This is a genomic window from Enterococcus diestrammenae (genome assembly GCF_049384045.1).
In the GTDB taxonomy this organism is placed as follows: Bacteria; Bacillota; Bacilli; order Lactobacillales; family Enterococcaceae; genus Enterococcus_C; species Enterococcus_C diestrammenae.
Genome location: NZ_JBMRGR010000007.1, coordinates 44,481 through 66,806, shown reverse-complemented (window position 1 = coordinate 66,806; position 22,326 = coordinate 44,481). Strand labels below are relative to the sequence as shown.

Sequence of the window (22,326 nt, the reverse complement as noted above, 5' to 3'; positions counted from 1 at the left end):
CAATTATTGGGTTGGTTTTGACGTGCATTTCTATTGGAAAATGAAAACAATATTTCACTTCTAAATGGTGAGCTAAAGAAAGGAATAGAGTAAAATGACAAAATTTATTAATGGTTTGACTGCTATCTCTGAAAAAATAGCTAAGAATACTTTGCTACAGATTATTACCGGTGCATTTATGCTGATGTTACCAATTACTATGACTGGAGGATTTGCAGGCCTTTTTAATGGTATTTCCTACGAACCTTATCAAAATTTTTTAACTTCATTTGGTATTAAACCAGTGCTGTCAGTGATTTATCAGTGGACATCTGGTACGATTGGACTTTATCTAGCATTTCTAGTTGCTTATTCATTTGCACAGAAAAAAGACATCTTCAGTTCAAAGATTATTGTTGGGATTACTTCATTTGTTTGTTTTTTGATTATTACACCATATACAGTGCCGACAGAACCCTTTGCACCAAGTTCTCTACCTCTTAATTGGCTGGGGGCTTCTGGGATGTTCACGGCGATTGTGGTCGCTTTGGTTGTTGGTTTAATTTTTGCTCTATGTAAAAAATATCATTTGGGAATTAAGTTGCCGGAACAAGTTCCAGCATATATTGCCGAACAATTTACAGCATTGATTCCAGTTGTTCTTTCAACTGTCGTTTTTGGTATCATTAGTTGTAGTTTTGCAGCTACGTCATTTGGATCTTTCCATCAATTTATCTACACGGTAATCGGCACACCACTGAATGCTTTAGGATCAAACATCTGGGGTTTCTGGATTCTTCAAATTACCTTGTATGGGCTATGGTTCTTTGGTATCCATGGGGGGATGACAGTGGGCCCAATCATCATGACGTTGTTTATGCAACTTCAGTTGGAAAATTTGACGGCATATCAAGCAGGAAACCCACTGCCTCACATGGTGATTGGTGACGCATTAAGTTTTGGGACTGGTTCGCTCCCACTTTTAGTTGCAATCTTGATTTTTGCTAAATCAAAGGCAAATCGCTCAATTGGAAAACTCAGTTTAGTACCAGCAATTTTCGGAGTTGATGAACCTGCCTACTTCGGGATTCCCATGATTTTAAATCCAATCTTCTTCATTCCGTGGGTCCTTATTGCACCGACATTATCTGTTCTAGGAACTCATCTCTTAAAAGTGGTTGGCCTGTTAGGATATAGTACAGGTTCAGGTGGTCAAAACACTGCAAGTTTACCATTTTTTGTGGGAAATATGATGAATTACGGGCTACAGGGGTTAATTTGGGGATTTGTATTGTTTGTGATTGTTACTGTTGCATATATTCCATTTGTAAAAGCTTATGATAAACAGAAACTTGATGAAGAAAGTTTAGAAAGTACAAAATAAGGTGGTAAACAATATGAAAATGTTGATTCAAAGTGATGATTTTGGGATCACTCGGGCCGTTTCACAGGGCTGTATTTTTGGAATTCGAAATGGTGTCGTCAAAAATACGGGTATGTTTGCTAATATGCCCTGGATTGAAGAGTGTGTTTCATGGTTGAAGCCCTATCTAAATGACATCGCTTTTGGTATTGATTTAAATTTATCGACTGGTTCTTCTTTATTAGCCCATTCGGTGATTCCTGATTTAACAAAAGTAAATGGTGAATTTTTCACCAGTCGTGAAAACCGTCAGCTAGATTGTGAGAAAAATGGGTTTGATCACTTAGCTAATTCTAGCAATCAAGTATATGATGAATTTAAAGCACAAATTGAAAAATATATTCGGTTAGTGGGGAAGAAGCCAGCCTATATTCACAATCATGCTTATGGGACACCGACTGTTGATGCAGTAACTAAAAGACTAGCTAAAGAGTATGATGTCATTTGTACATTGGACTTGATGAAACAAAATGAGGTGAAGCAAGCTGGTATGGGATGGTATACACCAGGGGATGCTCAAAGTCAATTGTCCGGAAATCTAACCAACTATATCACAGAAGACAAAGGTGAGTTAATTGGTTCTAAATATGGATATCTAATCGCTCATTGTGGTTATCTTGATGCAGAGATTTTCCAACTCTCGAGTTTCAATACTTGTCGAGCTATGGATTTACATGCGTTAACTAGCAACGAGGTAAAAAAATGGATTGTAGATAATCAAGTTGAGTTGATTACTTTTAAAGAATTACCAGAGAATTGGAAGAGTTAAATTTTCGGAGATTTCCTAATGTACAGAAGTACCATGGGGAATAAATCTAGCTTATCCTATTTTAAAATCATGAATAATCAAATTAGAAGTTGTATCTTACCAAGCAAAATCTAGTTTTTAGAATTAGTATTGGGGAGAATTTAACTGATAATTTGGTTATTTTGATTATGCATGGATTTGATAATGGAGGAGATTATGATTGAACTAAACAAAAGTCCGTATAATTTGACGGAACTACAGATTCAAAGCATCAAAACATTGATTGACAACATGAGCATTGAGGCCAAAATTGGTCAACTATTTTTTGTAATTGGTCAAGATGATGAAGTGACAGATTTAGATGCATTTATTCGAAAGTACCAACCGGGTGGGATGATGTATCGTCCAGATAAAGCGGACAAAATCAAACGGCAAATTGCAAAAATTCAACATGTTAGCGATATTCCGTTGTTTATGGCAGCCAATCTCGAATCTGGAGGCAATGGTATTGTTAGTGAAGGCACTTGGGTAGGAAACCCTTTACAAATTGCTGCTACGGATGATACTGAACTAGCTTTTCAATTAGGCCGCGTTGCCGGTGAACAAGCCAATCAAGTGGGCGTTAATATGGCATTTGCGCCTATCATTGATCTGGATCTTAATTTTCGCAATCCAATAACCAACACTCGGACATACGGAAGTGATGTCAATCGTGTGCAACAAATGGCAAAAGCCCAAATTAATGGCTTTTGTTCGGAACAGGTTTATCCTGTCATTAAACATTTTCCAGGAGACGGAGTGGATGAACGGGATCAACATCTAGTCAGTTCTGTGAATTCTTTGTCTGCTGATGAATGGATGGCTAGCTATGGGAAACTGTATTCCCATTTTATTGAAAAAGGCGTCGGTTGTATCATGGTTGGTCATATCTATCAGCCTGCTTGGGAACGACAGCTGGCTCCAGAGTTAAGCACTGAAGAGTTGCGGCCAGCTTCTGTATCAAAGGTCTTAATTAATGGTTTACTTAGAGATAAACTTGGCTTCCAAGGGCTGGCTATCACGGATGCTACGGCTATGTTAGGCTATACGACAATCATGCCTCGGAAACAGCTTTTAGTGGAAACCATCAATGCCGGCATTGATATGATCTTGTTTAATAAAAATATCGACGAAGATTACCAAGCCATACGAGATGCATTGTCACAAGGGACACTGACACAAACCAGATTAGATGAAGCTGTCACACGAATAGTAGCTACGAAAATGGCTCAGGGCTTGTTTGGTGATAAGTCGCTTCAGTTTAATGATGATGCCGTGATTATGCCCCATCCGGATGTCCCTAGAAAAATTGCTCAAAAGTCAATCACTTTGGTAAAAGATCGAGATTGCCTGTTGCCAATCACACCACAAAAATACCCGCGCATCCGTCTTGTGGTTTTGGGAGATTCAGATGATGGTGGGTTTAAAGAAGGAGGCCAAGTTGGACCTTTATTTGTAGAAGCTTTGGAAAAAGCAGGTTTTCAGGTGACCTGTTTGCAACCTAATCAGCTAGATTTCCACGAGATTTTTGAAGAAGGCGTCGCTGATTTGAAAGCGAAATTTGATTTAGCACTTTATGTTGCTAATATAGAAACCGCCAGTAACCAAACGACGACCCGCTTGCAGTGGATTCCTTTGATGGCAGCCAATGCTCCGTGGTTTGAAAAAGAAATTTCCACCGTATTTGTTTCAACTGCCAATCCCTATCATCTTTTTGATGTGCCATACATGTCTACCTTTATCAATGCCTACACTGGAAATCCTGAAACGGTGCAAGCAACAGTGAGAAAAATGATAGGCCAAGAAGACTTTACGGGGATAAATCCAGTGGACCCTTTTTGCGGGTATGGGGATTTATCATTGCAACATGGAAAAAAGAGTGAGGAGGAAGGATTTTGAGAAACCAACAGAAAATCAATCACGATTGGCAATTTCACTTAGGTCCAATTGATGAACCGATGAAGACGGTTCGTAAAGCAGCGGCGATTGGTGGATTAACCGCACTGTTGGATGATGAGGCTGGTCCAGTCGTCTTGACCGGTGCAGGTGGGGAGCACTTTTTACGATTAATCGCCCAAGGAGATAGCCAAAAAGGGTTGAGGCAATTAGCAGGTACTCAGCTAAATGGGCAACTGTCTAGTGAGTGGCAAAGTGTCAATCTTCCTCATGATTGGCTAAATGAGTTGGACTACGTAAATGATCCCGAACTTTTGATGAGTGGTTCGAAACCACAAGGGATCAGTTATTATCGTAAAACTTTTAGACTATCTGAAAAAGAAGTGGCCAATCAGCAAGTTTTTCTGCATTTTATGGGAGTCATGCGGATGGCCTCTGTCTGGTTAAATGGGATGTTCTTAGGTGATCATTATAGCGGCTATTCAGATTTTTCCTTTGATATTACAGAAATGGCTCGCTATGATGCGGAGGGAGAAAATGTGTTACTGGTCAAGGTGGACACAACCACCGGCTCAGAAGGCTGGTGGTATGAAGGAGCTGGTATTTATAAAGAGGTCTACCTTGAATTTTTACCCCTTGTCCGGATTGATTCCTGTGAAACCTTTATCGAAACGAAAGCCCTTAATGAAAAAGAAGCACTCTTGGAAATCAACACACGTGTGACAAATCAGAGTAATCAGCCACAAAAGCTAACATTAACAGCTCAGATTGGAGAAGAAATAAACAATCTGTCTTGTTTCCTCGAGCCCTTTGCAACTGAGCACTTTAGTTATTATCAACGCGTTCCTCATCCTAAAGCTTGGTCAATTGATGTTCCCAATTTGGAAGTGGCACGGTTTCAATTAATGAAGGACCAAGAAGTGGTTGATGAGTATTGCCAATCTTATGGCATTCGGATGATTGACTATACCTCACAAGGTTTTTATTTAAATGGGCAATTGCTTTCATTGCGAGGTGTTTGTGAGCATCAAAATTTTGGCGGTATGGGTGTCGCGTTGAACCGAGACATCTTGCGCTACAAACTATTGAAGATGAAAGAAATGGGAGTGAATGCTTATCGTAGTGCTCATCACTTTGCATCTAAAGAACTGCTTGAGTTGTGTGATGAACTTGGAATCATTATGATGAATGAAAACCGAGTACTAGAAGCAAGTGAGTGGCGGATTGCTGAATTAGAAAAGATGGTGAAGCAGACTCGCAATCATCCTTGCTTATGCTTTTGGTCTTTGTGCAATGAAGAAGTTATCGGCAATACAGCGATGGCTACGCGGATGGCCAAACGCCTAGCAAATGTGATTCGCTGTCAAACCAGTCAGAGTCTGCTAGTTTCAGCTGAATTATTAAATCCTGAAGGGGCAGTGGAGAAGGATTATTTGGATATTTTTGATGTCAAAGGTGTGAATTACCCTGAATCAGGTGTGAATGGTGCTGGGCTTACGAAACTGAAGGAACAATATCCTGGGTTGGCTTACTTGAGTACTGAAAGTGCTTCTTATTTTTCTACTAGAGGGATCTACCAAGACAATGAGGAAAAATGTCAGACGAATAACTTTGGTTCCCGTTTTTCAATGGTTCTCCCTGGGAAAAGACAACTAGGGGAGCTTGGTGTTGGAGGCACCGCTCATCCAGAGGAAGTACTAGCCTTTTATGACAACCACAGGTTTATGGGCGGCGTCTTTCTATGGACATTTATGGATTATTATGGTGAGCCGGCACCATTTCCTTGGCCGGGGATTAGTTCGCAATTTGGGATTTGTGATACAGTTGGTTTTGAAAAGGACTATTTTTATTATTATCAGTCGAAATGGTCGGAAACGCCGATGGTTCATGTGATGCCTCATTGGAATGAAGCTGGCTTGGAGAAAAATGAACAAGGGCAGGTGGAAGTCCGCGTCTTTTCTAATTGCCGAGAAGTGGAACTTTTTGTCAATAATCGAAGTTGCGGTCGGCAACATAGTGGAAAAGACTATACTTCTTGGTGGGTTACCTTTGAATCCGGGGAGTTAAAAGTAGTCGGGTATCATGAAGCTGGAGAAGTGGTGGATAGTCGCGTAAGTAGTGAAGCAATTACTGGCTTAACAGTGCATGAACGATATGTTGGAGATAGTTATTGCTTGTACGAAATTGCCGGAATAGATCAACGGGGAAAGTTTGTTCCAATGGCGGATTCTTTGGTAGAAGTTTCCTGTATTGAAGGGCAAGTTCTTGCTCTCGCTAACGGAAATCCAGCTGATCTAACTGGGTTTAACAAACGGAAAAAACGGTTATTTTCTGGTAGATTAATGGCAATCGTTGCAAAAAATGGTGATCATGTGCCAAAACTTTCAGTTGCTTTGAAGGACAATTAAAAAGCTACTTATTAATAATAGATGGATTTAGCCCGAAAATGCCGTTTCGGGTAGCACTTTTCGCTACTAGAAACGGCATTTTGGGGTCTAAAACTATTGTCAAGTAATGAAAGCGGAGCAATCTTATTCACACTTCACGTCATCTTCCCAGCTTCCGCCAAATAACTCTCCTGAAAGTCCTCATAAATCGGGGCAATTTGGTTGCGTTTTTTGATTTCTAGTTTGATGAAGATGTTGTGGACATGGGTTTTGACGGTGCCGATGGACAAGAAGAGGCTGTCGGCAATTTCTTGATTTTGTTTGTGTTCCAACAATAAGGCGAAAATTTTGGTTTCTCGTTGCGTAAATTGATATTGACGACAAAAGTCTGCCAGACAGGAGGCGGTTTTCTCGGCCCTTGTCTCAGATACCAAGGTAGCCAGTTGTTGTCGGTCCCGTAAGAAGTAGCGGAGGATGATCAAACAGATGATGATGGAAAAAAGGTCCTCGCAGACATTGCGGTTGAAAATTTTGATAGCGAGGCTGCTGTATTCATCGACATTGAAAATGACAAAGCTGTCTTCGATTAAGATGGCGATAGCCGAAATCACTGCGAGCCAACGCACGTCTCTGATGTATTTGTTTGTTACCGGCGTAAGCTCTTCTGACTTCGGTTGCCGGAAAAGGTAGAGGCCTACATAAAACAGCAACAATTGATTTGGTAAATAATAAAGCCAGACTTTCATAGCCGAATTGGGAAGGATGGGGACACTACTTAACCAAATCGCCAAGCCAATCAAAAAGCCGTAGTGCAGTTTGGTCATTTTTTTATCGGCTAAACGGGTGGCTAACCACAGCATAAAATAACCATTCGCCAAAAAAATGATGGTTTTGGCTATCGGGACGGTCATAAAGACTTCATTATAACGATGGGCAAAAGTGGCGATGAATTCAGTCATGTAGATAATGGTATTGTCCAAGATGAAGAAGGCCAAATAGCCTGCCAACATTAAATAAAGTTTATTTTTGTCTTTTATATAGTAAGAAAGCGCCAGCGCCATGGGGATGGAGTAGAGGACGATCAATAAAATATTGTAAAGAAAGATAGCAATCATAATGGTCTTCCTTTCGTAAACGGTTTCAGTTTTCTGATTTAATTTAATTATAGTCTCCTTGAAGGCGTTTTACTAGGTAAAATCGACTAAACTTCCCCTTAAATTTTTTGGTTTTTGACAAAAGTAAGGGTTTACATTTTGAAGGGGAAGTTGCTGTGTCGTTATTTCACTGATCGAATGCGTTTACAACGTTTGGCTGATAGTAAACTACCCCATTCCTTGCTAAATTTTGCTTGTAAAATTAATTCTTAGGAGGCTTTATCATGGAAAAACGCGATTTTATTACCACAGAATATTATACAAAGGAGGAAATTTTGGCGATTGTTGATTTATCATTGAAAATCAAAGCGGCGATTAAAAACGGCTATTATCCACCATTATTAAAGAACAAATCCCTTGGCATGATCTTCCAACAATCGTCTACTAGAACTCGGGTGTCATTTGAGACGGCTATGAGTCAGTTAGGTGGGCATGCCCAATATCTCGCACCAGGACAAATCCAACTCGGCGGCCACGAAACGATTGAAGATACTAGCCGGGTATTGAGCCGTTTAGTAGATATCTTGATGGCTCGGGTGGAACGTCACCATAGTGTGGTGGACTTGGCGACTCATGCGACGATTCCTGTGATCAATGGTATGTCTGACTTTAATCATCCAACTCAAGAAGTTGGGGATCTGTGTACGATGGTAGAACACTTACCAGCTGGCAAACAACTGGAAGACTGCAAAGTTTCCTTTATCGGCGACGCTACTCAAGTTTGTTTCTCCTTGGCCTTGGTTACTACCAAAATGGGGATGGATTTCGTCCAATTTGGGCCAAAAGGGTTCCAATTAAACGACGACCACAAGAAACGCTTGGATGCTATATGCAAAGTTTCAGGTGGGACTTACACCATCAGTGAAGATGTGGAATCCATTGTCGGCTCCGATTTTGTTTACACTGACGTTTGGTATGGTTTGTACGAAGCTGAATTATCAGAAGAAGAACGGATGGAAGTCTTTTATCCGAAATATCAAGTCAATCAAGAGTTGATGTTGACTGCTGGCGAACATGCAAAATTCATGCACTGCTTACCAGCGACTCGGGGTGAAGAAGTGACAGATGAAGTGATGGATGGACCGAATTCTATTTGTTTCGATGAAGCAGAAAATCGTTTGACTTCGATTCGTGGGTTGTTGGTGTACTTGATGTCTGATTATGCAGATCGTCATCCAATCGATACAAAAAAACAAGAGGCTGCCAAAAAAGAGCTAGAAGACTTGCTGGGAAAGGCGCTGTAAACAAGCGGTCTTCTCCTGAATGAAAGGATGAAGAACATGAAGAAAAAATTTAGTTTAATGAGCGCTGTTTTATCCGTTATCTGCGTGGTTTTTGTTGCAGAAGCGGCGGCACCCGTAGCAGCTATTGGGAACTCCCAGTTCTTTTGGTGGATTTTTTTGTTGATTGCTTTTTTGTTACCGTATGGGTTGATTTCCTCCGAGTTGGGGACGACGTATATCGGTGATGGGGGGATTTACGATTGGGTCACCAAAGCTTTTGGACACCGCTGGGGTTCCCGGGTGTCCTGGTATTACTGGATTAACTTTCCTTTGTGGCTAGCCTCTCTAGCGGTTATGTGTCCCGAGTTGATTACGACGATTACCGGCTTTGAGTTTGGTACGGTAGGAGCCGTCGTGGTGGAGTTGCTGTTTATCTGGGTGATTGTCTGGATCAGTTTTTACTCGGTCAGTGACAGTGTTTGGATTTTAAATGGTGCCGCCGTGATCAAAATGTTGTTAGCTCTTCTGATTGGTGGGCTAGGGGTTTATGTGGCGCTGACCAAGGGGATGTCCAATGAATTCACTGTTCAATCGATGCTGCCATCTTTTGATTTGAACAGTTTGTCCTTTATTTCCGTGATTATCTTTAACTTACTAGGCTTTGAAGTTATCTGTACCTTTGCTGATGATATGGAAAATCCTCGCAAGCAAATTCCCCAAGCGATTATTGTGGCGGGAATTGTGATTGCTGCCATCTATATCTTCTCGGCTTTTGGGATTGGGGTGGCGATTCCGACAGCGGAAATTAGTACCAGTAGTGGTTTGATGGATAGCTTTAAGCTTTTGACTGGTTCCACAGAAGGCTTGTTTATTTCCTTGATGGCCCTGTTATTCTTACTGACGTTGTTTGGCAATATGATTTCTTGGTCTCTCGGGGTAAATAATACCGCTTGTTACGCTGCGGAAAATGGCGATATGCCGAAATTCTTCGCTAAACGCAGCCAAAAGACCCAAATGCCGATTGGGGCTGCGATTATGAATGGGATTGTGGCTTCAGTGGTGGTTATCATCGCACCGATATTACCAAATCAAGATCTCTTCTGGGCTTTCTTTTCCTTGAACTTGGTAATGTTTCTCTTGTCTTATGTCCCAGTTTTTCCGGCCTTTTACAAATTGCGTCAAATCGATCCGGATACACCGCGTCCCTTTAAAGTGGGGGGCAGCAAGACCTTTTTGAAAGTGTTAGTCGTGATTCCGATGATTATGATTTTGATTTCTCTGATTTTCACCGCGATTCCGTTACAATTTGATGCCGCCACCTTGAGTGAACAGCTACCGATTACCATTGGGGCGATTGTCTTTATCCTCTTTGGTGAAGGGATCATCATCGTGAAAAATATTAAAAAAGAAGGAGCAAACGAACATGGCAAAGCGAATACTAACTACCAATCCGAAAGCTGATGGCTTCCGAATGCCTGGTGAATACGAACCACAAGAAAAAGTCTGGATGATCTGGCCACAACGCCCGGATAATTGGCGAGATGGTGGCAAACCAGCGCAAGCAGCTTTTGCGGAAGTTGCTAAGGCCATCAGCCGCTTCACGCCGATGAATGTGGTGGTTTCCCAACAACAATATCAAAATTGTCGCCGGCAGTTGCCACCAGAAATCAGTGTTTATGAAATGTCTAACAACGATGCTTGGGTACGGGACTGTGGTCCAACATTTTTGGTCAATGATGCGGGTGAACTGCGCGCGGCGGACTGGGATTTCAATGCTTGGGGCGGTTTAGTGGACGGGTTGTATTTCCCTTGGGACCAAGATGACTTGGTAGCTCAAAAAATCTGTGAAATTGAAAAAGTGGATTCCTATCCAACACCAGGCTTTGTCTTGGAGGGTGGCTCGATTCATGTGGACGGGGAAGGTACGGTACTGACGACGGAAATGTGCTTGCTCAGCGAAGGCCGCAATCCTCATCTTAGCCGCGAAGAAATCGAAACCTATCTTTGTGATTACTTGAATTGTGAAAAAGTTTTATGGCTAGGAGACGGCATCGATCCAGAAGAAACCAATGGCCACGTGGATGATGTGGCCTGCTTTGTAAGACCGGGAGAAGTAGCTTGCCTATACACAGAAGATGAAAACAGTCCTTTCTATGCAGCCGCTCAAGACGCTTATAAACGTCTGACTGAAATGACCGATGCGAAAGGGCGTCAGCTAAAAGTGCATAAGCTCTGCTGCCCAGTGGAAAATGTCACCATCAAAGGGGAATTTGCCATTGATTATGTGGAAGGCACCTTGCCACGAGAAGATGGCGACATTTGTATCGCTTCATACATGAACTTTTTGATTACTAATGGTGGGGTGATCGCGCCTCAATACGGGGATGTCAACGATGCTCTGGCCTTGGAACAAATCCAAGGGATGTTCCCAGACAAGGAAGTCGTGGGGGTAAATACCGTCGAAGTCGTTTACGGTGGGGGCAATATCCACTGCATTACGCAACAACAACCAAAAGTCTAAAACACATCGGAAGACTTCAGCTAGTGATAAAGCTGGCTGGGGTTTTTCTGATAGATTGGAGAAAATTATGGCAAAAATCGTTATTGCACTTGGCGGCAATGCCCTGGGAAACTCCGCCAATGAACAGTTAACTAAAGCAGAAATGGCTGCAAAATCTATTGCTGATTTGATTAATGCAGGACACAATGTGGTCATCGCCCATGGCAATGGCCCCCAAGTCGGTCAAATTCGTTTGGCCTTTGAGGAAGCAGCGGCAGCAGGACCCAATCAGCTGATGCCCTTTCCGGAATGTACTGCTATGAGTCAAGGGTATATCGGCTATCATTTGCAACAGGCTATCGATGAAGAATTGGTTACTCGGGGGCTGAAGGATATTCCTGTGGTTTCCATGTTGACACAAGTGGTGGTGGACCCAGAAGACCCCGCTTTTGCCAATCCAACAAAACCTATTGGCGGCTACTATGATGCGCAAACAGCCCAAAAACTAATGGCCGAGACGGGGAATGTTTACAAAGAAGATGCTGGTCGGGGCTGGCGTAGGGTAGTGCCATCGCCAAAACCAATGGATATTTACGAAAAAATTAGTCTTAAAACCTTAGTTGATGCCGGACAAGTAGTGATTGCTTGTGGTGGTGGCAGAATCCCGGTGGTGTACCAAGGCACCCGCTATCAAGGGGTGGATGCAGTGATTGATAAAGATTTTGCAGCTGCTAAGATGGCCTCTTTGATTGATGCCGATATTTTCATCGTCTTGACGGCTGTGGATCACGTCTTTGTGAATTTTGGTAAACCCAACCAAGTAGCCTTGACAGATGTCACAGTGGCCCAGTTGGAAAACTACATTGAGGAAAATCAATTTGCGGCCGGTAGTATGCTACCTAAAGTTCAAGCAGCTATGACCTTCGCCAACTCCAAATTAGGCAGTAAAGCAATCATCGTCTCTTTAGAACAAGCTTCTGAAGCCATTAGCGGCACAAGTGGCACGGTGATTCATCAATAAATAGTGAATGGAACCAGGTATTTTTCCAACTCAAAAGATCAGGCTGTTTTTTGCCACCTCTGTACAATCAATAGTTTAAAGAACCCAAGACAAAACCCCCGGTGTAAGCGCACCGGGGGTTTTGCGGAAAATAAAGAATATGGGGTTTAAAGAAATGAACACAAGGGTTAGATCAAACTGTCGATTAAGGCAATTTGATAACTTCTTCAGAATCTTTGTCGAAGAAGTGAGCTTTGTTGATGTTGAAGGCCAAGTCGATAATTTCGCCTGGTTTGTGGAAGTCACGAGCATCAACTTTAGAGATAAATTCGGTATTCCCAGTACGAGTGTAAAGCATAGATTCCGCACCAAGCAATTCAGATACGACAACTTCAGCGTTGACAGTTGCTTCTGGAGAGGCGTCGATTGCCACTTGTTCAGAGTGGATATCTTCTGGACGGATACCGAAGATTAATTGTTTGCCATCGTAGCCTTTTTCAACCAAGACTTTGTTTTTGCCTTCAGGAATGCGCAAGTTCAAGCCGTGTCCGTCAGAAATGACGCCGTTGTTCAAGGTTACGTTGAAGAAGTTCATTGCAGGAGAGCCGATGAAACCAGCAACGAAGACATTAACTGGTGTATCATAAACTTCTTGAGGGGTACCGATTTGTTGAATGAAACCATCTTTCATGATAACGATCCGGTCAGCCATGGTCATTGCTTCAGTTTGGTCATGGGTTACGTAGATCGTAGTGGTGTTCAAACGTTGGTGCAATTTAGCGATTTCAGCCCGCATGGCAACCCGCAATTTCGCATCCAAGTTTGACAAAGGTTCATCCATCAAGAAGACTTTTGCATCACGGACGATGGCACGGCCCAAAGCCACACGTTGACGTTGACCACCGGACAAGGCGGCTGGTTTACGATCCAAGTATTCAGTCAAGCCCAAGATTTCAGCAGCGTTGTCAACCCGTGATTTGATATCAGCTTTGTCATATTTACGCAATTTCAAACCGAAAGCCATGTTATCAAATACGGTCATATGTGGATACAAGGCGTAGTTTTGGAATACCATAGCGATGTCGCGGTCTTTAGGAGCCACATCATTCATCACGGTGTCGCCGATGTACAATTCACCTTCAGAGATATCTTCAAGACCAGCAATCATCCGCAAAGTAGTGGATTTACCACAACCGGAAGGACCAACGAAGACGATGAATTCGCGGTCTGCGATGTCTAAATTAAAGTCAGTAACTGAATAAAAATCATTGTTATCATATTTTTTATAAACGTGTTTTAAAGCCATTTCTACCATAAGTAGTTCCCTCTTTTCGTTTTTCTGTACCCATAATATAACTGAAAACGCTTATTTTGTCCTATGACAATCTGCACAAAAGGGAAGGAAGTTTTTTGTATAATTTGTTGAAAACGCCAACACCACCCTTGAGAAAACTAAAGGGTGGTGTCGAAAACGTGATTATATCAAGGATTAGGCGGCGATTAGCCCAATTGGATAAGTTGCTGATTTCCTTGGGCAGGTTTACCAAAGAGGGAAGCGGTGGCCTGATAGATGTGGCGAGCAGTGGCGGCATTGTTCATTGTATACAGGTGAATCCCAGCTACATCTTGGGTAACCAAGTCCACGATTTGATCCACCGCATAGGCCAAACCTGCATCTCGTAAGGCGATGGGATTGTGTTCGTATTTATCGAGGATCGCCAGAAATTTTCGCGGCAGCTGGGCCTCAGAAGTCTGGATCAAGCGCAAGGCTTGTTTGCGGTTGATGATCGGCATAATTCCGGCAATTATTGGCACATTGATATCGGCTAGTTGACAGTTTTCCTGAAATTGATAGAAGCAATCATTGTCAAAAAACAACTGGGTAATCAAGTGTTCCAAGCCTTGATCGGTTTTGAATTTCAGGTTTTTAATGTCTGTCACTCGGTCTGGAGATTCCGGATGAACCTCAGGATAACAAGCACCGCTAACGGCAAAGTGAGGGGCTTGCTGGTTGATAAAAGCGACGAGATCTGAAGCATAGCGGAAGTCGTTGGTGGGGGGAACATCTGGCAAGATATCCCCCCGTAGTGCTAAGACTTGGTGGATGCCCAATTGATCCAACGCACGTAAGATTTCTTTCACTTGGCTATGAGTCAAGTAAGCCGCAGGTAAATGGGCAATCGTTGGCACCCCGAGCTGATTTTTGATATAGCCAGCGACTTTCAGAGTGGTTTCTTTGATATTGCGTTTATTGTTGGAACAGGTCACGCTGATAAAATCTGGTGCCAAGTCACCCAACTGGGCCAAGGTAGCCAGCAGTTTTTCTTCTCCCACTTGGGTATTGGGAGGGAAGATTTCAAAAGAGAGGGAAGCGTGGGTTGCTGAGGTCATGGGCGGACCTCCTTTCGTAAAATTTAAGGGAGCACGAAACAAGTCGCTTTAACGACGGCTAGTGACAGGCGCTGATAGCTTTGTCCGTATTTCTTTGGCAGCCATTGTTAAATTTGTAAGACTCGCTTTGGTTTCAGGTACGCCCCGAGTCTTCAGGCCGCAATCGGGGTTGATCCAGAGTTTATTCGCGGGGACCTTAGCTAAGATTTCTTCTATTGTATTGGTGATCTCAGCGACGCTTGGCACCCGTGGCGAATGGATATCGTAGACGCCAGGCCCCACCTGTGTTTGGAAATGTTGGGCTTTTAGTTCATCGAGGATTTCTAGATTGGAACGAGAAGCCTCAAAGGAAATCACGTCGGCATCCATGTCATCGATGGCTTGGATGATATCGGTGAACTGGCTATAACACATATGGGTATGAATTTGGGTGGTTGGCTGGACTTGGCTGTGTACCAGACGAAAAGCCGGAATCGCCCAATCCAAGTATTCGCTATACCAGTCGCTTTTTCGCAGAGGCAATTTTTCCCGTAAGGCGGCTTCATCGATTTGAATGATGCGAATGCCTTGTGCTTCCAAGTCTAAAACCTCATCTTGAATCGCTAGGGCCAGTTGCAAGGCGGTTTCTTTCAGGGAGAGGTCTTCACGAGGGAAGGACCAATTCAAAATGGTTACCGGACCAGTCAGCATGCCTTTAACGATTTTGTCCGTTTGTGACTGGGCATAGGCGGACCATTTGACAGTGATGGCTTGTTCCCGCTGGATATCCCCCCAGATGATAGGTGGTTTGACACCACGGGTACCATAGGATTGGACCCAGCCGTTTTGGCTAAAAAGGTACCCTGCCAAGTTTTGGCCGAAGTATTCCACCATGTCATTGCGCTCAAATTCCCCATGAACTAAGACATCTAAGCCAATCTCAGTTTGCCAGGCGAGCCAGTCATTGATCTGGTTGGCAATGAAGGCATCGTAAGCTGTTTCGGTAATTTCCTGGCGTTTGTATTGGGCGCGGGCTTGTTTAACTTCCCGTGTTTGTGGGAAGGAGCCGATGGTGGTGGTGGGCAGTAGCGGTAAGTTTAAGGCTTGCGCTTGTAAACTTTCCCGTTTGGCAAATACAGGTGTACGGGTGAAGTCCGCCTCAGTCAAATTAGCAATTTTCGTTGCTAAAGCAGTATTTTCTTGAATGCGTTTCTTGGCGAAAAGCGCTTGATTCTGAGTCAGTAGCTGGGAGTTGTTACCGGACAAAATTTCAGACAAGTCGACTAATTCCTGTAGTTTTTCGGTGGCAAAAGCAAAGTGTTCCAAAATAGCTGGTTCAAAGTTTTCATTGGCAGTGGTGTAAGGGACGTGGAGCAATGAGCAGCTAGTGGATAGAACGAGATCCTCAACCGGTAATTGTTGCAAGATGGCGAGGCTTTTTTGGTAGTTGTTGCGCCAGATATTTTTACCATTGACAATCCCTGCAAAAAGAATTTTATCAGCGGGAAAGCCGGTTTTTACCAGTTCCAAGGTTTGGAGGCCTTCGACAAAATCCAAGCCGATGCCGTCAAAAGGCAAGTCAATAACGGTCTCATAAGCATCGCGAATATCCCCAAAGTAGGTTTGAAGCAAGAGTTTGAGTCCAGCTTTTTGTGCAAGTAGAGGCTCATAAAGGGCGCAAAACAAGGCCAAATCTGCTGGTGTCAAATCTTTTACTAAGGCGGGTTCGTCCAGTTGCAGCCAATCGGCACCGAGTGTTTTTAACTTGGTAAAGATTTCTTGGTACGCTCTGATTAAGGCTGGCACAAAGTCTTGCGCTTGCAGGTCGTCACTAAATTCTCCTAAGCTTAGCAAAGTGAAGGGGCCAATGAGTACCGGTCGCGTGTCGATGCCCAATGCTTGGGCTTCTTGAAACTCTTGGAAAATTTTGGCGCCACGAACTTTGATGGTCGTCTGTTTTTCAAATTTCGGAGCCAAATAATGGTAGTTGGTATTGAACCATTTTTTCATCGGTAAAGCTTTGATGTCACCGGCGGGTCCTTGATACCCACGGGCTAAGGCAAAATACTTGTCCAAGTCCGACAGCTCCAGTTGGCTCACTTCTTCAGGAATGATATTGAGTAAAAAAGCAGTGTCCAGTGTCTGATCATAAAAAGAAAAGTCGTTAGAGGGAAGGTAATCAATACCGGCTGTGTGAAGCTGTTGCCAGTGCTTTTGCCGCAAAGCTTTGGCGCCTGCTTGGAGTTTTTCCTCATCAATTTCATGGCGGAAGTATTTTTCAGTAAGAAATTTCAATTCTCGGTGTTCACCGATACGGGGAAAGCCAATGATAGTAGTGGTCATAATTATCTGCTCCTTTATCATTTCAAAGTTGTGTTGTTTTGTTAAAACAGGTTTCATCCTAAACCCATTTCCCTTATGACTATTAGTCGAAACATGATGCTTCTGTGGGAAGAATCATGAAGAAGAAAGTGGTTCAAGTGGTTATTGGCTACTTTAACAGCTGACCAGGCTTTTGGATAACTGAAAAAAGGTATCACTGGTTATAGCTAAAAACTATAACATCGGGTAAACTATAAAAAATACCTGAAAAAGGAGACTGTTTTGTGCGTATTCAACAATTACAATATTTGGAGACTATCGTAGCCAAAGGGTCCATCAATGAAGCGGCTAAAGAGCTTTTTTTGAGCCAGCCCAGTCTATCCAAGGCGGTAAAAGAGTTAGAAGATGAGATGGGCATTCGGATTTTACATCGTCATAAGTCGGGGGTCAGCCTCACCGATGAGGGGCGGGAGTTTATGATTTATGGCCGCCAGATTTTGGATCAGGTCAATTTATTAGAAGAAAAATACAAGCGTGGCACCCCTCGGAAACAAGCCTTCTCCGTCTCGGCCCAGCACTATGCCTTTGTCGTGCATGCCTTTGTGGAGCTGATTCGCCAGGTCACCACCGAAGAATATCAATTTACATTAAGAGAGACGGAAACCCGTAACATTTTGGAAGATCTCACAAGTTTTAAAAGCGACTTGGGGATTTTGTACCTCAATGATTTCAATCGCCAAGTGATGCTAAAACTCTTTAAGGAGCTGGATTTAGAGTTTCATCCCCTGTTTACAGCCAGCCCCCACGTCTTTGTCAGCCGGGACAATCCCTTGACCTCTAAAACGACGGTCACTTTGGCTGATTTAGCAGATTATCCCTATCTTTCATATGAGCAAGGGGAGGCCGAGTCGTTTTATTTTTCCGAGGAAATTTTAAGCACGTTGGATCGCAAAAAAAACATCAAAGTCAGTGATCGGGCGACGATTTTTAATCTGATGGTGGGCTTACAGGGCTATACCATCAGTTCGGGGATTATCTCCAGTGAGCTAAATGATGACAAAATCGTAGCGATTCCCTTAGCCGTGGCAGATGAGATTCAACTGGGGTGGTTAAAGCACCGCCAAGTGGTGTTACAACCATTAGGAGAACGTTATTTAACATTACTAAAAGAACATATTCAAGGGTATGGATTTACATTGGTGGACAGTAAATAAAAAATCGGAACAACCAAAGTCACTAGGATTCTGGTTGCTCCGATTTTTTATTATTTAGATACTTATTGCTCACTAAAAACATCAATTAACAAATGACAAAAGAATAAATCGTCCATGTTTTTTAAATCCAGTCGTGTGGCATCTTGAAATTTGTCGATGCGATACAAAACCGTGTTGCGATGCAAAAATAGTTCCTTGGCCGCCGAGCTGACATTGCCTTGGTTTTGCCAGAGAGCGGTGAGAATGGCTACCATTTCCGGATCACTAAACCACTCCCGATACAGGGAATTCATCAGTGGATTAGCCTTTACCGCATCGTTTATGAAATAACTGATGGCCGAACGGGTAAAGGAAAAGGCTTTGGTGCGAGTGTTGGCATTTCGTTCGCTATGGAAAATTCGTTGCTCTTCTTGAAAATTTGCCGCCAAACTATTGGTCTCGTGATGAAAGGCCCCGACAAAGACTTGCGTATACAAATCAAAATCGCTATCTAACGCTTGAAACAGGCCAAAGATTTCTTCAACCGGGTAGTTGGTGTCGGCTTTTTCTTCAATCAAAATCATATCATTGGGGCTAATAAAAAACGTATCCGCCAATTGTAAAAACATATCATTGATTTCTGATTCCCATTCCTTTTGCATGAAGAGGCCGTGGGTTCGCAAACGAATTTGGATAATCCGCACCGGAGTAGTCAGTTCTACTGGTTCATTTTCAAATAAGATACGATACCAAGGATGGTTACGGGCAGGATTATCCTTGGCTTTTTGGGGAGCAAAGAGGGCGAGGAGAGCTTGTTCCTTGCTGCTTAAATCCTTTTTAGCAATCAGAAAAAGGCCTTGATCAGTAGGGATGGCGAAATAATCGTCGGTAGCGTCCTTTTCGTCAGCCAGGTGACCGGTGGGAAAGAGGCTATTTAGTTTTTTACTATCCATGTCATTCATCCTTTGTTGTGGCAGCAGGTGCGCCATGACTCTAAATTGAGAAAAAGGCTAGGTCTTTCTCATCGGTATTATTTTAGCAGTTTCATCGACAAAAAGGTAGTCGGGCTTTACTTGACCGTTAAATCAGGTAAAAACTTGCTTTCTTTTTTTTCTCTGCTATGATGATAGGTAGCGAGTGTTATTTTTTTACTTTTAATCAGAGGGGGTGATGAACCATGCATGAAGATTCTCACCGATGGGGCGTCACCTATCGGAATGTTGACTAATTTTTTTTTATTTTTCGCCAAAGCTAGGATAAAAAGTCATTTCTTTGGTAATAAGCTTAAAAAAAAGGCGCTATAAAAAGAATTTCGCCAATCAATTAGGAGGATGTAACATGTATCTGATTAAAGGACAAGGAAGAAAAACTGAAGCGATGTGGCAGCATATGAAACGTCGCCATACAGGAGATAAAGTCTGTGTCGTAGGCTTTAAAAATCAATTGCCAGAAAACTATCTCCGGAATAAACAAGTTATTTTTTATGAGGCATTAAACCAAACAGATTGGTTGCCACAAGCTGAAAAATTCATTGCCCAGTTTGAGGAGCAATTTGACGGGATGATTTTCTATGTGGATTGCACACCGACTGAGGCTGAAGCGTTGGCAGAAATTGCTGCCAAATACCAAAGCCGGATTACTGTCACCGTGACAGAGCCGCTTTCTGAAATTACAATCAATCATTTGCCATTGAAAAAAGCGGCCTAAAGCACAGGAAGAGGGGGAATTCGATGTTTAAAGAAGTGTTACGCACCGAAATCGTCAAAAATTCCGTTTTGTTCGGTGGTTTACGTTTGTTCCAGAAGGACAGTTGGCGTTGTACTAAAAAACGTAAGGAACTTAACAAGCTTTCCCGCCAGTTGCAAAATATGATGCAACTGCATATGGAGACAGATCGGTTGGTGGTGGGGGTTCCCATGGCTAACTATGAAATTATTTTGATGGAGTTGGACTCACAAGATCCCGGAGAGTATTTCCATCAAGTGGTAAAAATTGTGGAATCCAACGAAGGACATTTCGTGAAAGTGGCAAAGATTGCGGCTTAAGCCAAGGATTATCACTCACTAAAAGAGAGCAACCCACAGACTATGCTGATGGGTTGCTCTCTTATTTACTATGTGTGGTAATTTTGGGACTAGAAACTCCGTCCGCCGCCGCCAAAGGTTCCGCCGCCGGAAGAGTGGGTAGAGGAACCCCCACCCCCGCCGCCACCGCTAAGATTATTGGTGTTTCGCGGGATGCGACGAGTGGTGACGAAGGAATTGATCAGTTGATTTTCATTGACGGTTAAATTGACGTCGGCATTTTCCTGATAAGGATAGCTGTAAGTGCCGAGTTTCAGTTGATACTTGGATTTGATGATGACGAAGAAAGCAATTGCCGCCACCGCAGCCAACAACAAGGCAATCAGACCTTCCATCCAGGTGATGGTCTTGTAATAGGTGATTTTGCCAGTTTCTTCATCGATGCGATAGTGGCCACCAGGGACGCCGGCTTCTACATAAGCATCTGCTTGATCAAAGTAGGCTGTCGCCGCGTCGTAATACTGACCGTCAGAAAGATTTGGGGTGATTTGATCCAGCATATTGTTTAGACGACTATCAGTGATGTAGTCAATCATATTGCCAGATGTCGACACGTAAACCTCCCGTTGGCCCATATCCAGTAATAAGACGGCACCGTTATTGTCATTGCCAACTTTTTCCCGCAAATAGTCGTCGGAAAATTTACGGGGCTCTTCGCTGTTGGTATTCGTAGTAACCAGATAGACGCCCCCTTTGATCTTGTCACTTAAATCTTGGGCTTTCTTTTCCAAAGATTGGATTTCTTCTGCGGTGAACAGTCCCACACCATCTTCAATGTGGGTGCTATTGGCAGAAGCTGTCAGTGGCGCCCAAGCCAAGGCAAGTAATAAAAGGAGGAGCCAGTATTTCAGTCGTTTTCTCATAATAGATAGGCCACCCCCAAAAAGATTCCTGCTAGTACTGCAAAGATGCCGGCGCTGACTAGACCAAGCTTTTTGTAACTGATGGGTAAAATACCCGCGACTTTGCCGGTTTGGCCATTCATGGCGTAGTAGAAGGTCTTCTTGCTGGCATCGTCGGCTTTGTAAGTAACTAACCAGACGGGCAACATCAGGTATTCTTTTTGTTGATCCCGCATTTCTAGATGGCTACTGTTGGGCACAAAAGTGGAGAAACTTCCCACGGTGTTCCGCAGTAAGGTCGTCGCATATCCTTTGAGTTCTTTTTCCACATCTGCTTCAAGGGTTTCATACTCGATATCACGTTTTTCCGCTTGAAACCCTGAGAGGTACTGATCTTTAAATGTCACTGCTCTCTCTAGTTGGAAAGGTTGAACCGACTCCACCATTTTTTGCTGCGTGTTTTTCGAGAGGGCGTTCTTGACCAAATCGCGAAATTTGAACCGACCAGCTCGGCGGACACTGTATTGCTTGGTTTCTGTGTATTCAATATCGCCGACAATCCAGATCCGGATAGAGGTGCCGGTACCATTTAAACCACCTTCAGCTTCGGCGTTGACATTCCAATAAGGGAAGTAAACCCCGGTGAGCTTTTCCACTTGGGCTTCATTGAAAAAATCCCGAGGGACAAACCATTTTTTCTGGGACCAGTCCAAAAATTTTGACACGGCTTCATCCTTGGTTACGGCAAAGGGGAGGACCTTATCGGGGAGAAACTTCCCAGATAAGCGCCCCTGCAAAACCACCGGGTTGTGGCAGTAGTAGCAATAGGTGGCCGCCGTGGTGGCATCGGTGACGATCTCAGCTCCACAACTAGGACAAAGGTATAACTCCATCGTTGCTTCGCCAGTCTGGCCGTCGTCCGTGGTGGCAGAGGCTTCCCCACCCAGGCCACTTGTCGCTTCAGAATCACTGGCAACGCCACTAGCTGAACCTGCCGTTGCTGTTTCATCTTTAGGCAGGCGAGCTTTTTGTTGTTCCTCAAAAGCTGTTACTTCTTCTTCAGTAAAAATGCTCAAACAGTAGGGGCAGTGAAATTGTTGATCGGAAGGTTCGAAGGTCAAAGGACCCCCACAGTTGGGGCATTTGTGTGTAATTACCTCCATATT

At 43.3% G+C, this 22,326-nt stretch carries 18 protein-coding genes; 11 read left to right on the top strand and 7 right to left on the bottom strand.

All coding sequences use genetic code 11. The features are described 5' to 3' along the window. Nucleotides 1-94 precede the first annotated feature (94 nt). From ACO03U_RS06575 to ACO03U_RS06560, 4 genes are all read left to right on the top strand, one after another. Nucleotides 95-1,363 carry a PTS sugar transporter subunit IIC gene (locus ACO03U_RS06575; RefSeq protein WP_204686830.1) on the top strand — a complete coding sequence of 423 codons (1,269 nt, stop codon included), beginning with the start codon at nt 95-97 and terminating at the stop codon, nt 1,361-1,363. Between the two features lie 13 nt (nt 1,364-1,376). Next, nucleotides 1,377-2,171, top strand: coding sequence for a ChbG/HpnK family deacetylase (locus tag ACO03U_RS06570; protein WP_204686831.1), 795 nt, complete (start codon nt 1,377-1,379; stop codon nt 2,169-2,171). Nucleotides 2,172-2,366: 195 nt separating this feature from the next. After that, on the top strand, nt 2,367-4,088 hold the full coding sequence (locus tag ACO03U_RS06565) for a glycoside hydrolase family 3 protein (RefSeq protein ID WP_204686832.1): 1,722 nt from the start codon (nt 2,367-2,369) through the stop codon (nt 4,086-4,088). Next, nucleotides 4,085-6,493 (top strand): glycoside hydrolase family 2 TIM barrel-domain containing protein, encoded by a 2,409-nt coding sequence (locus ACO03U_RS06560; protein WP_204686833.1) that lies wholly within the window; start codon nt 4,085-4,087, stop codon nt 6,491-6,493. The genes ACO03U_RS06565 and ACO03U_RS06560 overlap by 4 nt, the downstream gene beginning before the upstream one ends. 134 nt (nt 6,494-6,627) lie before the next feature. Here ACO03U_RS06560 and ACO03U_RS06555 read toward each other — a convergent pair whose 3' ends face one another. Beyond that, on the bottom strand, nt 6,628-7,587 hold the full coding sequence (locus tag ACO03U_RS06555; RefSeq protein WP_204686834.1) for a helix-turn-helix transcriptional regulator: 960 nt from the start codon (nt 7,585-7,587) through the stop codon (nt 6,628-6,630). 263 nt (nt 7,588-7,850) lie between these two features. Between ACO03U_RS06555 and ptcA the strand changes: the two genes are divergently transcribed. The 4 genes from ptcA (at nt 7,851) to arcC (ending at nt 12,370) form a co-directional block, all read left to right on the top strand. After that, complete coding sequence (gene ptcA, locus ACO03U_RS06550; protein WP_204686835.1) at nt 7,851-8,870, top strand: putrescine carbamoyltransferase; 1,020 nt, start codon at nt 7,851-7,853, stop codon at nt 8,868-8,870. A gap of 27 nt (nt 8,871-8,897) precedes the next feature. Then, the gene (locus tag ACO03U_RS06545) at nt 8,898-10,310 is read left to right on the top strand and encodes an APC family permease (RefSeq protein ID WP_204686836.1); all 1,413 of its coding nucleotides are present in this window, start codon (nt 8,898-8,900) and stop codon (nt 10,308-10,310) included. Continuing rightward, nucleotides 10,273-11,370 carry an agmatine deiminase gene (gene aguA / locus ACO03U_RS06540; protein ID WP_204686837.1) on the top strand — a complete coding sequence of 366 codons (1,098 nt, stop codon included), beginning with the start codon at nt 10,273-10,275 and terminating at the stop codon, nt 11,368-11,370. The genes ACO03U_RS06545 and aguA overlap by 38 nt, the downstream gene beginning before the upstream one ends. A 67-nt stretch (nt 11,371-11,437) precedes the next feature. Further along, nucleotides 11,438-12,370 carry a carbamate kinase gene (arcC, locus tag ACO03U_RS06535; protein WP_204686838.1) on the top strand — a complete coding sequence of 311 codons (933 nt, stop codon included), beginning with the start codon at nt 11,438-11,440 and terminating at the stop codon, nt 12,368-12,370. Between the two features lie 184 nt (nt 12,371-12,554). Here the strand turns inward: arcC and ACO03U_RS06530 are convergent, their stop codons facing one another. The 3 genes from ACO03U_RS06530 to metE all read right to left on the bottom strand — a co-directional run bounded on the left by ACO03U_RS06530 (nt 12,555) and on the right by metE (nt 17,062). After that, nucleotides 12,555-13,664, bottom strand: coding sequence for an ABC transporter ATP-binding protein (locus tag ACO03U_RS06530; protein ID WP_161870100.1), 1,110 nt, complete (start codon nt 13,662-13,664; stop codon nt 12,555-12,557). Between the two features lie 185 nt (nt 13,665-13,849). Continuing rightward, nucleotides 13,850-14,740 carry a methylenetetrahydrofolate reductase [NAD(P)H] gene (gene metF, locus ACO03U_RS06525; protein ID WP_204686839.1) on the bottom strand — a complete coding sequence of 297 codons (891 nt, stop codon included), beginning with the start codon at nt 14,738-14,740 and terminating at the stop codon, nt 13,850-13,852. Between the two features lie 48 nt (nt 14,741-14,788). Next, complete coding sequence (metE, locus tag ACO03U_RS06520) at nt 14,789-17,062, bottom strand: 5-methyltetrahydropteroyltriglutamate--homocysteine S-methyltransferase (protein WP_204686840.1); 2,274 nt, start codon at nt 17,060-17,062, stop codon at nt 14,789-14,791. Nucleotides 17,063-17,325: 263 nt separating this feature from the next. On the opposite strand from metE, the gene ACO03U_RS06515 reads away from it, so the two are divergent. Beyond that, nucleotides 17,326-18,255: a LysR family transcriptional regulator gene (locus ACO03U_RS06515; RefSeq protein WP_161870097.1), complete on the top strand. Its 930-nt coding sequence runs from the start codon at nt 17,326-17,328 to the stop codon at nt 18,253-18,255. 62 nt (nt 18,256-18,317) lie between these two features. On the opposite strand, the gene ACO03U_RS06510 is transcribed toward ACO03U_RS06515, so the two are convergent. Then, nucleotides 18,318-19,187: a helix-turn-helix domain-containing protein gene (locus ACO03U_RS06510; protein WP_204686841.1), complete on the bottom strand. Its 870-nt coding sequence runs from the start codon at nt 19,185-19,187 to the stop codon at nt 18,318-18,320. Between the two features lie 385 nt (nt 19,188-19,572). Here ACO03U_RS06510 and ACO03U_RS06505 point away from each other — a divergent pair, with 385 nt between their 5' ends. Both ACO03U_RS06505 and ACO03U_RS06500 read left to right on the top strand, forming a co-directional pair. Beyond that, complete coding sequence (locus ACO03U_RS06505; protein WP_204686842.1) at nt 19,573-19,941, top strand: hypothetical protein; 369 nt, start codon at nt 19,573-19,575, stop codon at nt 19,939-19,941. Between the two features lie 23 nt (nt 19,942-19,964). Beyond that, nucleotides 19,965-20,279 carry a hypothetical protein gene (locus tag ACO03U_RS06500; protein WP_161870094.1) on the top strand — a complete coding sequence of 105 codons (315 nt, stop codon included), beginning with the start codon at nt 19,965-19,967 and terminating at the stop codon, nt 20,277-20,279. A gap of 89 nt (nt 20,280-20,368) precedes the next feature. Here ACO03U_RS06500 and ACO03U_RS06495 read toward each other — a convergent pair whose 3' ends face one another. Next, nucleotides 20,369-21,181, bottom strand: coding sequence for a TPM domain-containing protein (locus ACO03U_RS06495; RefSeq protein ID WP_204686843.1), 813 nt, complete (start codon nt 21,179-21,181; stop codon nt 20,369-20,371). Beyond that, nucleotides 21,178-22,323 carry a TFIIB-type zinc ribbon-containing protein gene (locus tag ACO03U_RS06490; protein WP_204686844.1) on the bottom strand — a complete coding sequence of 382 codons (1,146 nt, stop codon included), beginning with the start codon at nt 22,321-22,323 and terminating at the stop codon, nt 21,178-21,180. The genes ACO03U_RS06495 and ACO03U_RS06490 overlap by 4 nt, the downstream gene beginning before the upstream one ends. Nucleotides 22,324-22,326: the final 3 nt, after the last annotated feature.

Excerpts from the sequence above, each read along its gene's own strand:
- ACO03U_RS06575 (WP_204686830.1), top strand. The coding sequence starts at position 95 with ATGACAAAATTTATTAATGGTTTGACTGCTATCTCTGAAAAAATAGCT.
- ACO03U_RS06570 (WP_204686831.1), top strand. The coding sequence starts at position 1,377 with ATGAAAATGTTGATTCAAAGTGATGATTTTGGGATCACTCGGGCCGTT.
- ACO03U_RS06565 (WP_204686832.1), top strand. The coding sequence starts at position 2,367 with ATGATTGAACTAAACAAAAGTCCGTATAATTTGACGGAACTACAGATT.
- ACO03U_RS06555 (WP_204686834.1), bottom strand. The coding sequence starts at position 7,587 with ATGATTGCTATCTTTCTTTACAATATTTTATTGATCGTCCTCTACTCC.
- ptcA (WP_204686835.1), top strand. The coding sequence starts at position 7,851 with ATGGAAAAACGCGATTTTATTACCACAGAATATTATACAAAGGAGGAA.
- ACO03U_RS06545 (WP_204686836.1), top strand. The coding sequence starts at position 8,898 with ATGAAGAACATGAAGAAAAAATTTAGTTTAATGAGCGCTGTTTTATCC.
- aguA (WP_204686837.1), top strand. The coding sequence starts at position 10,273 with ATGGCAAAGCGAATACTAACTACCAATCCGAAAGCTGATGGCTTCCGA.
- arcC (WP_204686838.1), top strand. The coding sequence starts at position 11,438 with ATGGCAAAAATCGTTATTGCACTTGGCGGCAATGCCCTGGGAAACTCC.
- ACO03U_RS06530 (WP_161870100.1), bottom strand. The coding sequence starts at position 13,664 with ATGGTAGAAATGGCTTTAAAACACGTTTATAAAAAATATGATAACAAT.
- metF (WP_204686839.1), bottom strand. The coding sequence starts at position 14,740 with ATGACCTCAGCAACCCACGCTTCCCTCTCTTTTGAAATCTTCCCTCCC.
- metE (WP_204686840.1), bottom strand. The coding sequence starts at position 17,062 with ATGACCACTACTATCATTGGCTTTCCCCGTATCGGTGAACACCGAGAA.
- ACO03U_RS06510 (WP_204686841.1), bottom strand. The coding sequence starts at position 19,187 with ATGGATAGTAAAAAACTAAATAGCCTCTTTCCCACCGGTCACCTGGCT.
- ACO03U_RS06505 (WP_204686842.1), top strand. The coding sequence starts at position 19,573 with ATGTATCTGATTAAAGGACAAGGAAGAAAAACTGAAGCGATGTGGCAG.
- ACO03U_RS06500 (WP_161870094.1), top strand. The coding sequence starts at position 19,965 with ATGTTTAAAGAAGTGTTACGCACCGAAATCGTCAAAAATTCCGTTTTG.
- ACO03U_RS06495 (WP_204686843.1), bottom strand. The coding sequence starts at position 21,181 with ATGAGAAAACGACTGAAATACTGGCTCCTCCTTTTATTACTTGCCTTG.
- ACO03U_RS06490 (WP_204686844.1), bottom strand. The coding sequence starts at position 22,323 with ATGGAGGTAATTACACACAAATGCCCCAACTGTGGGGGTCCTTTGACC.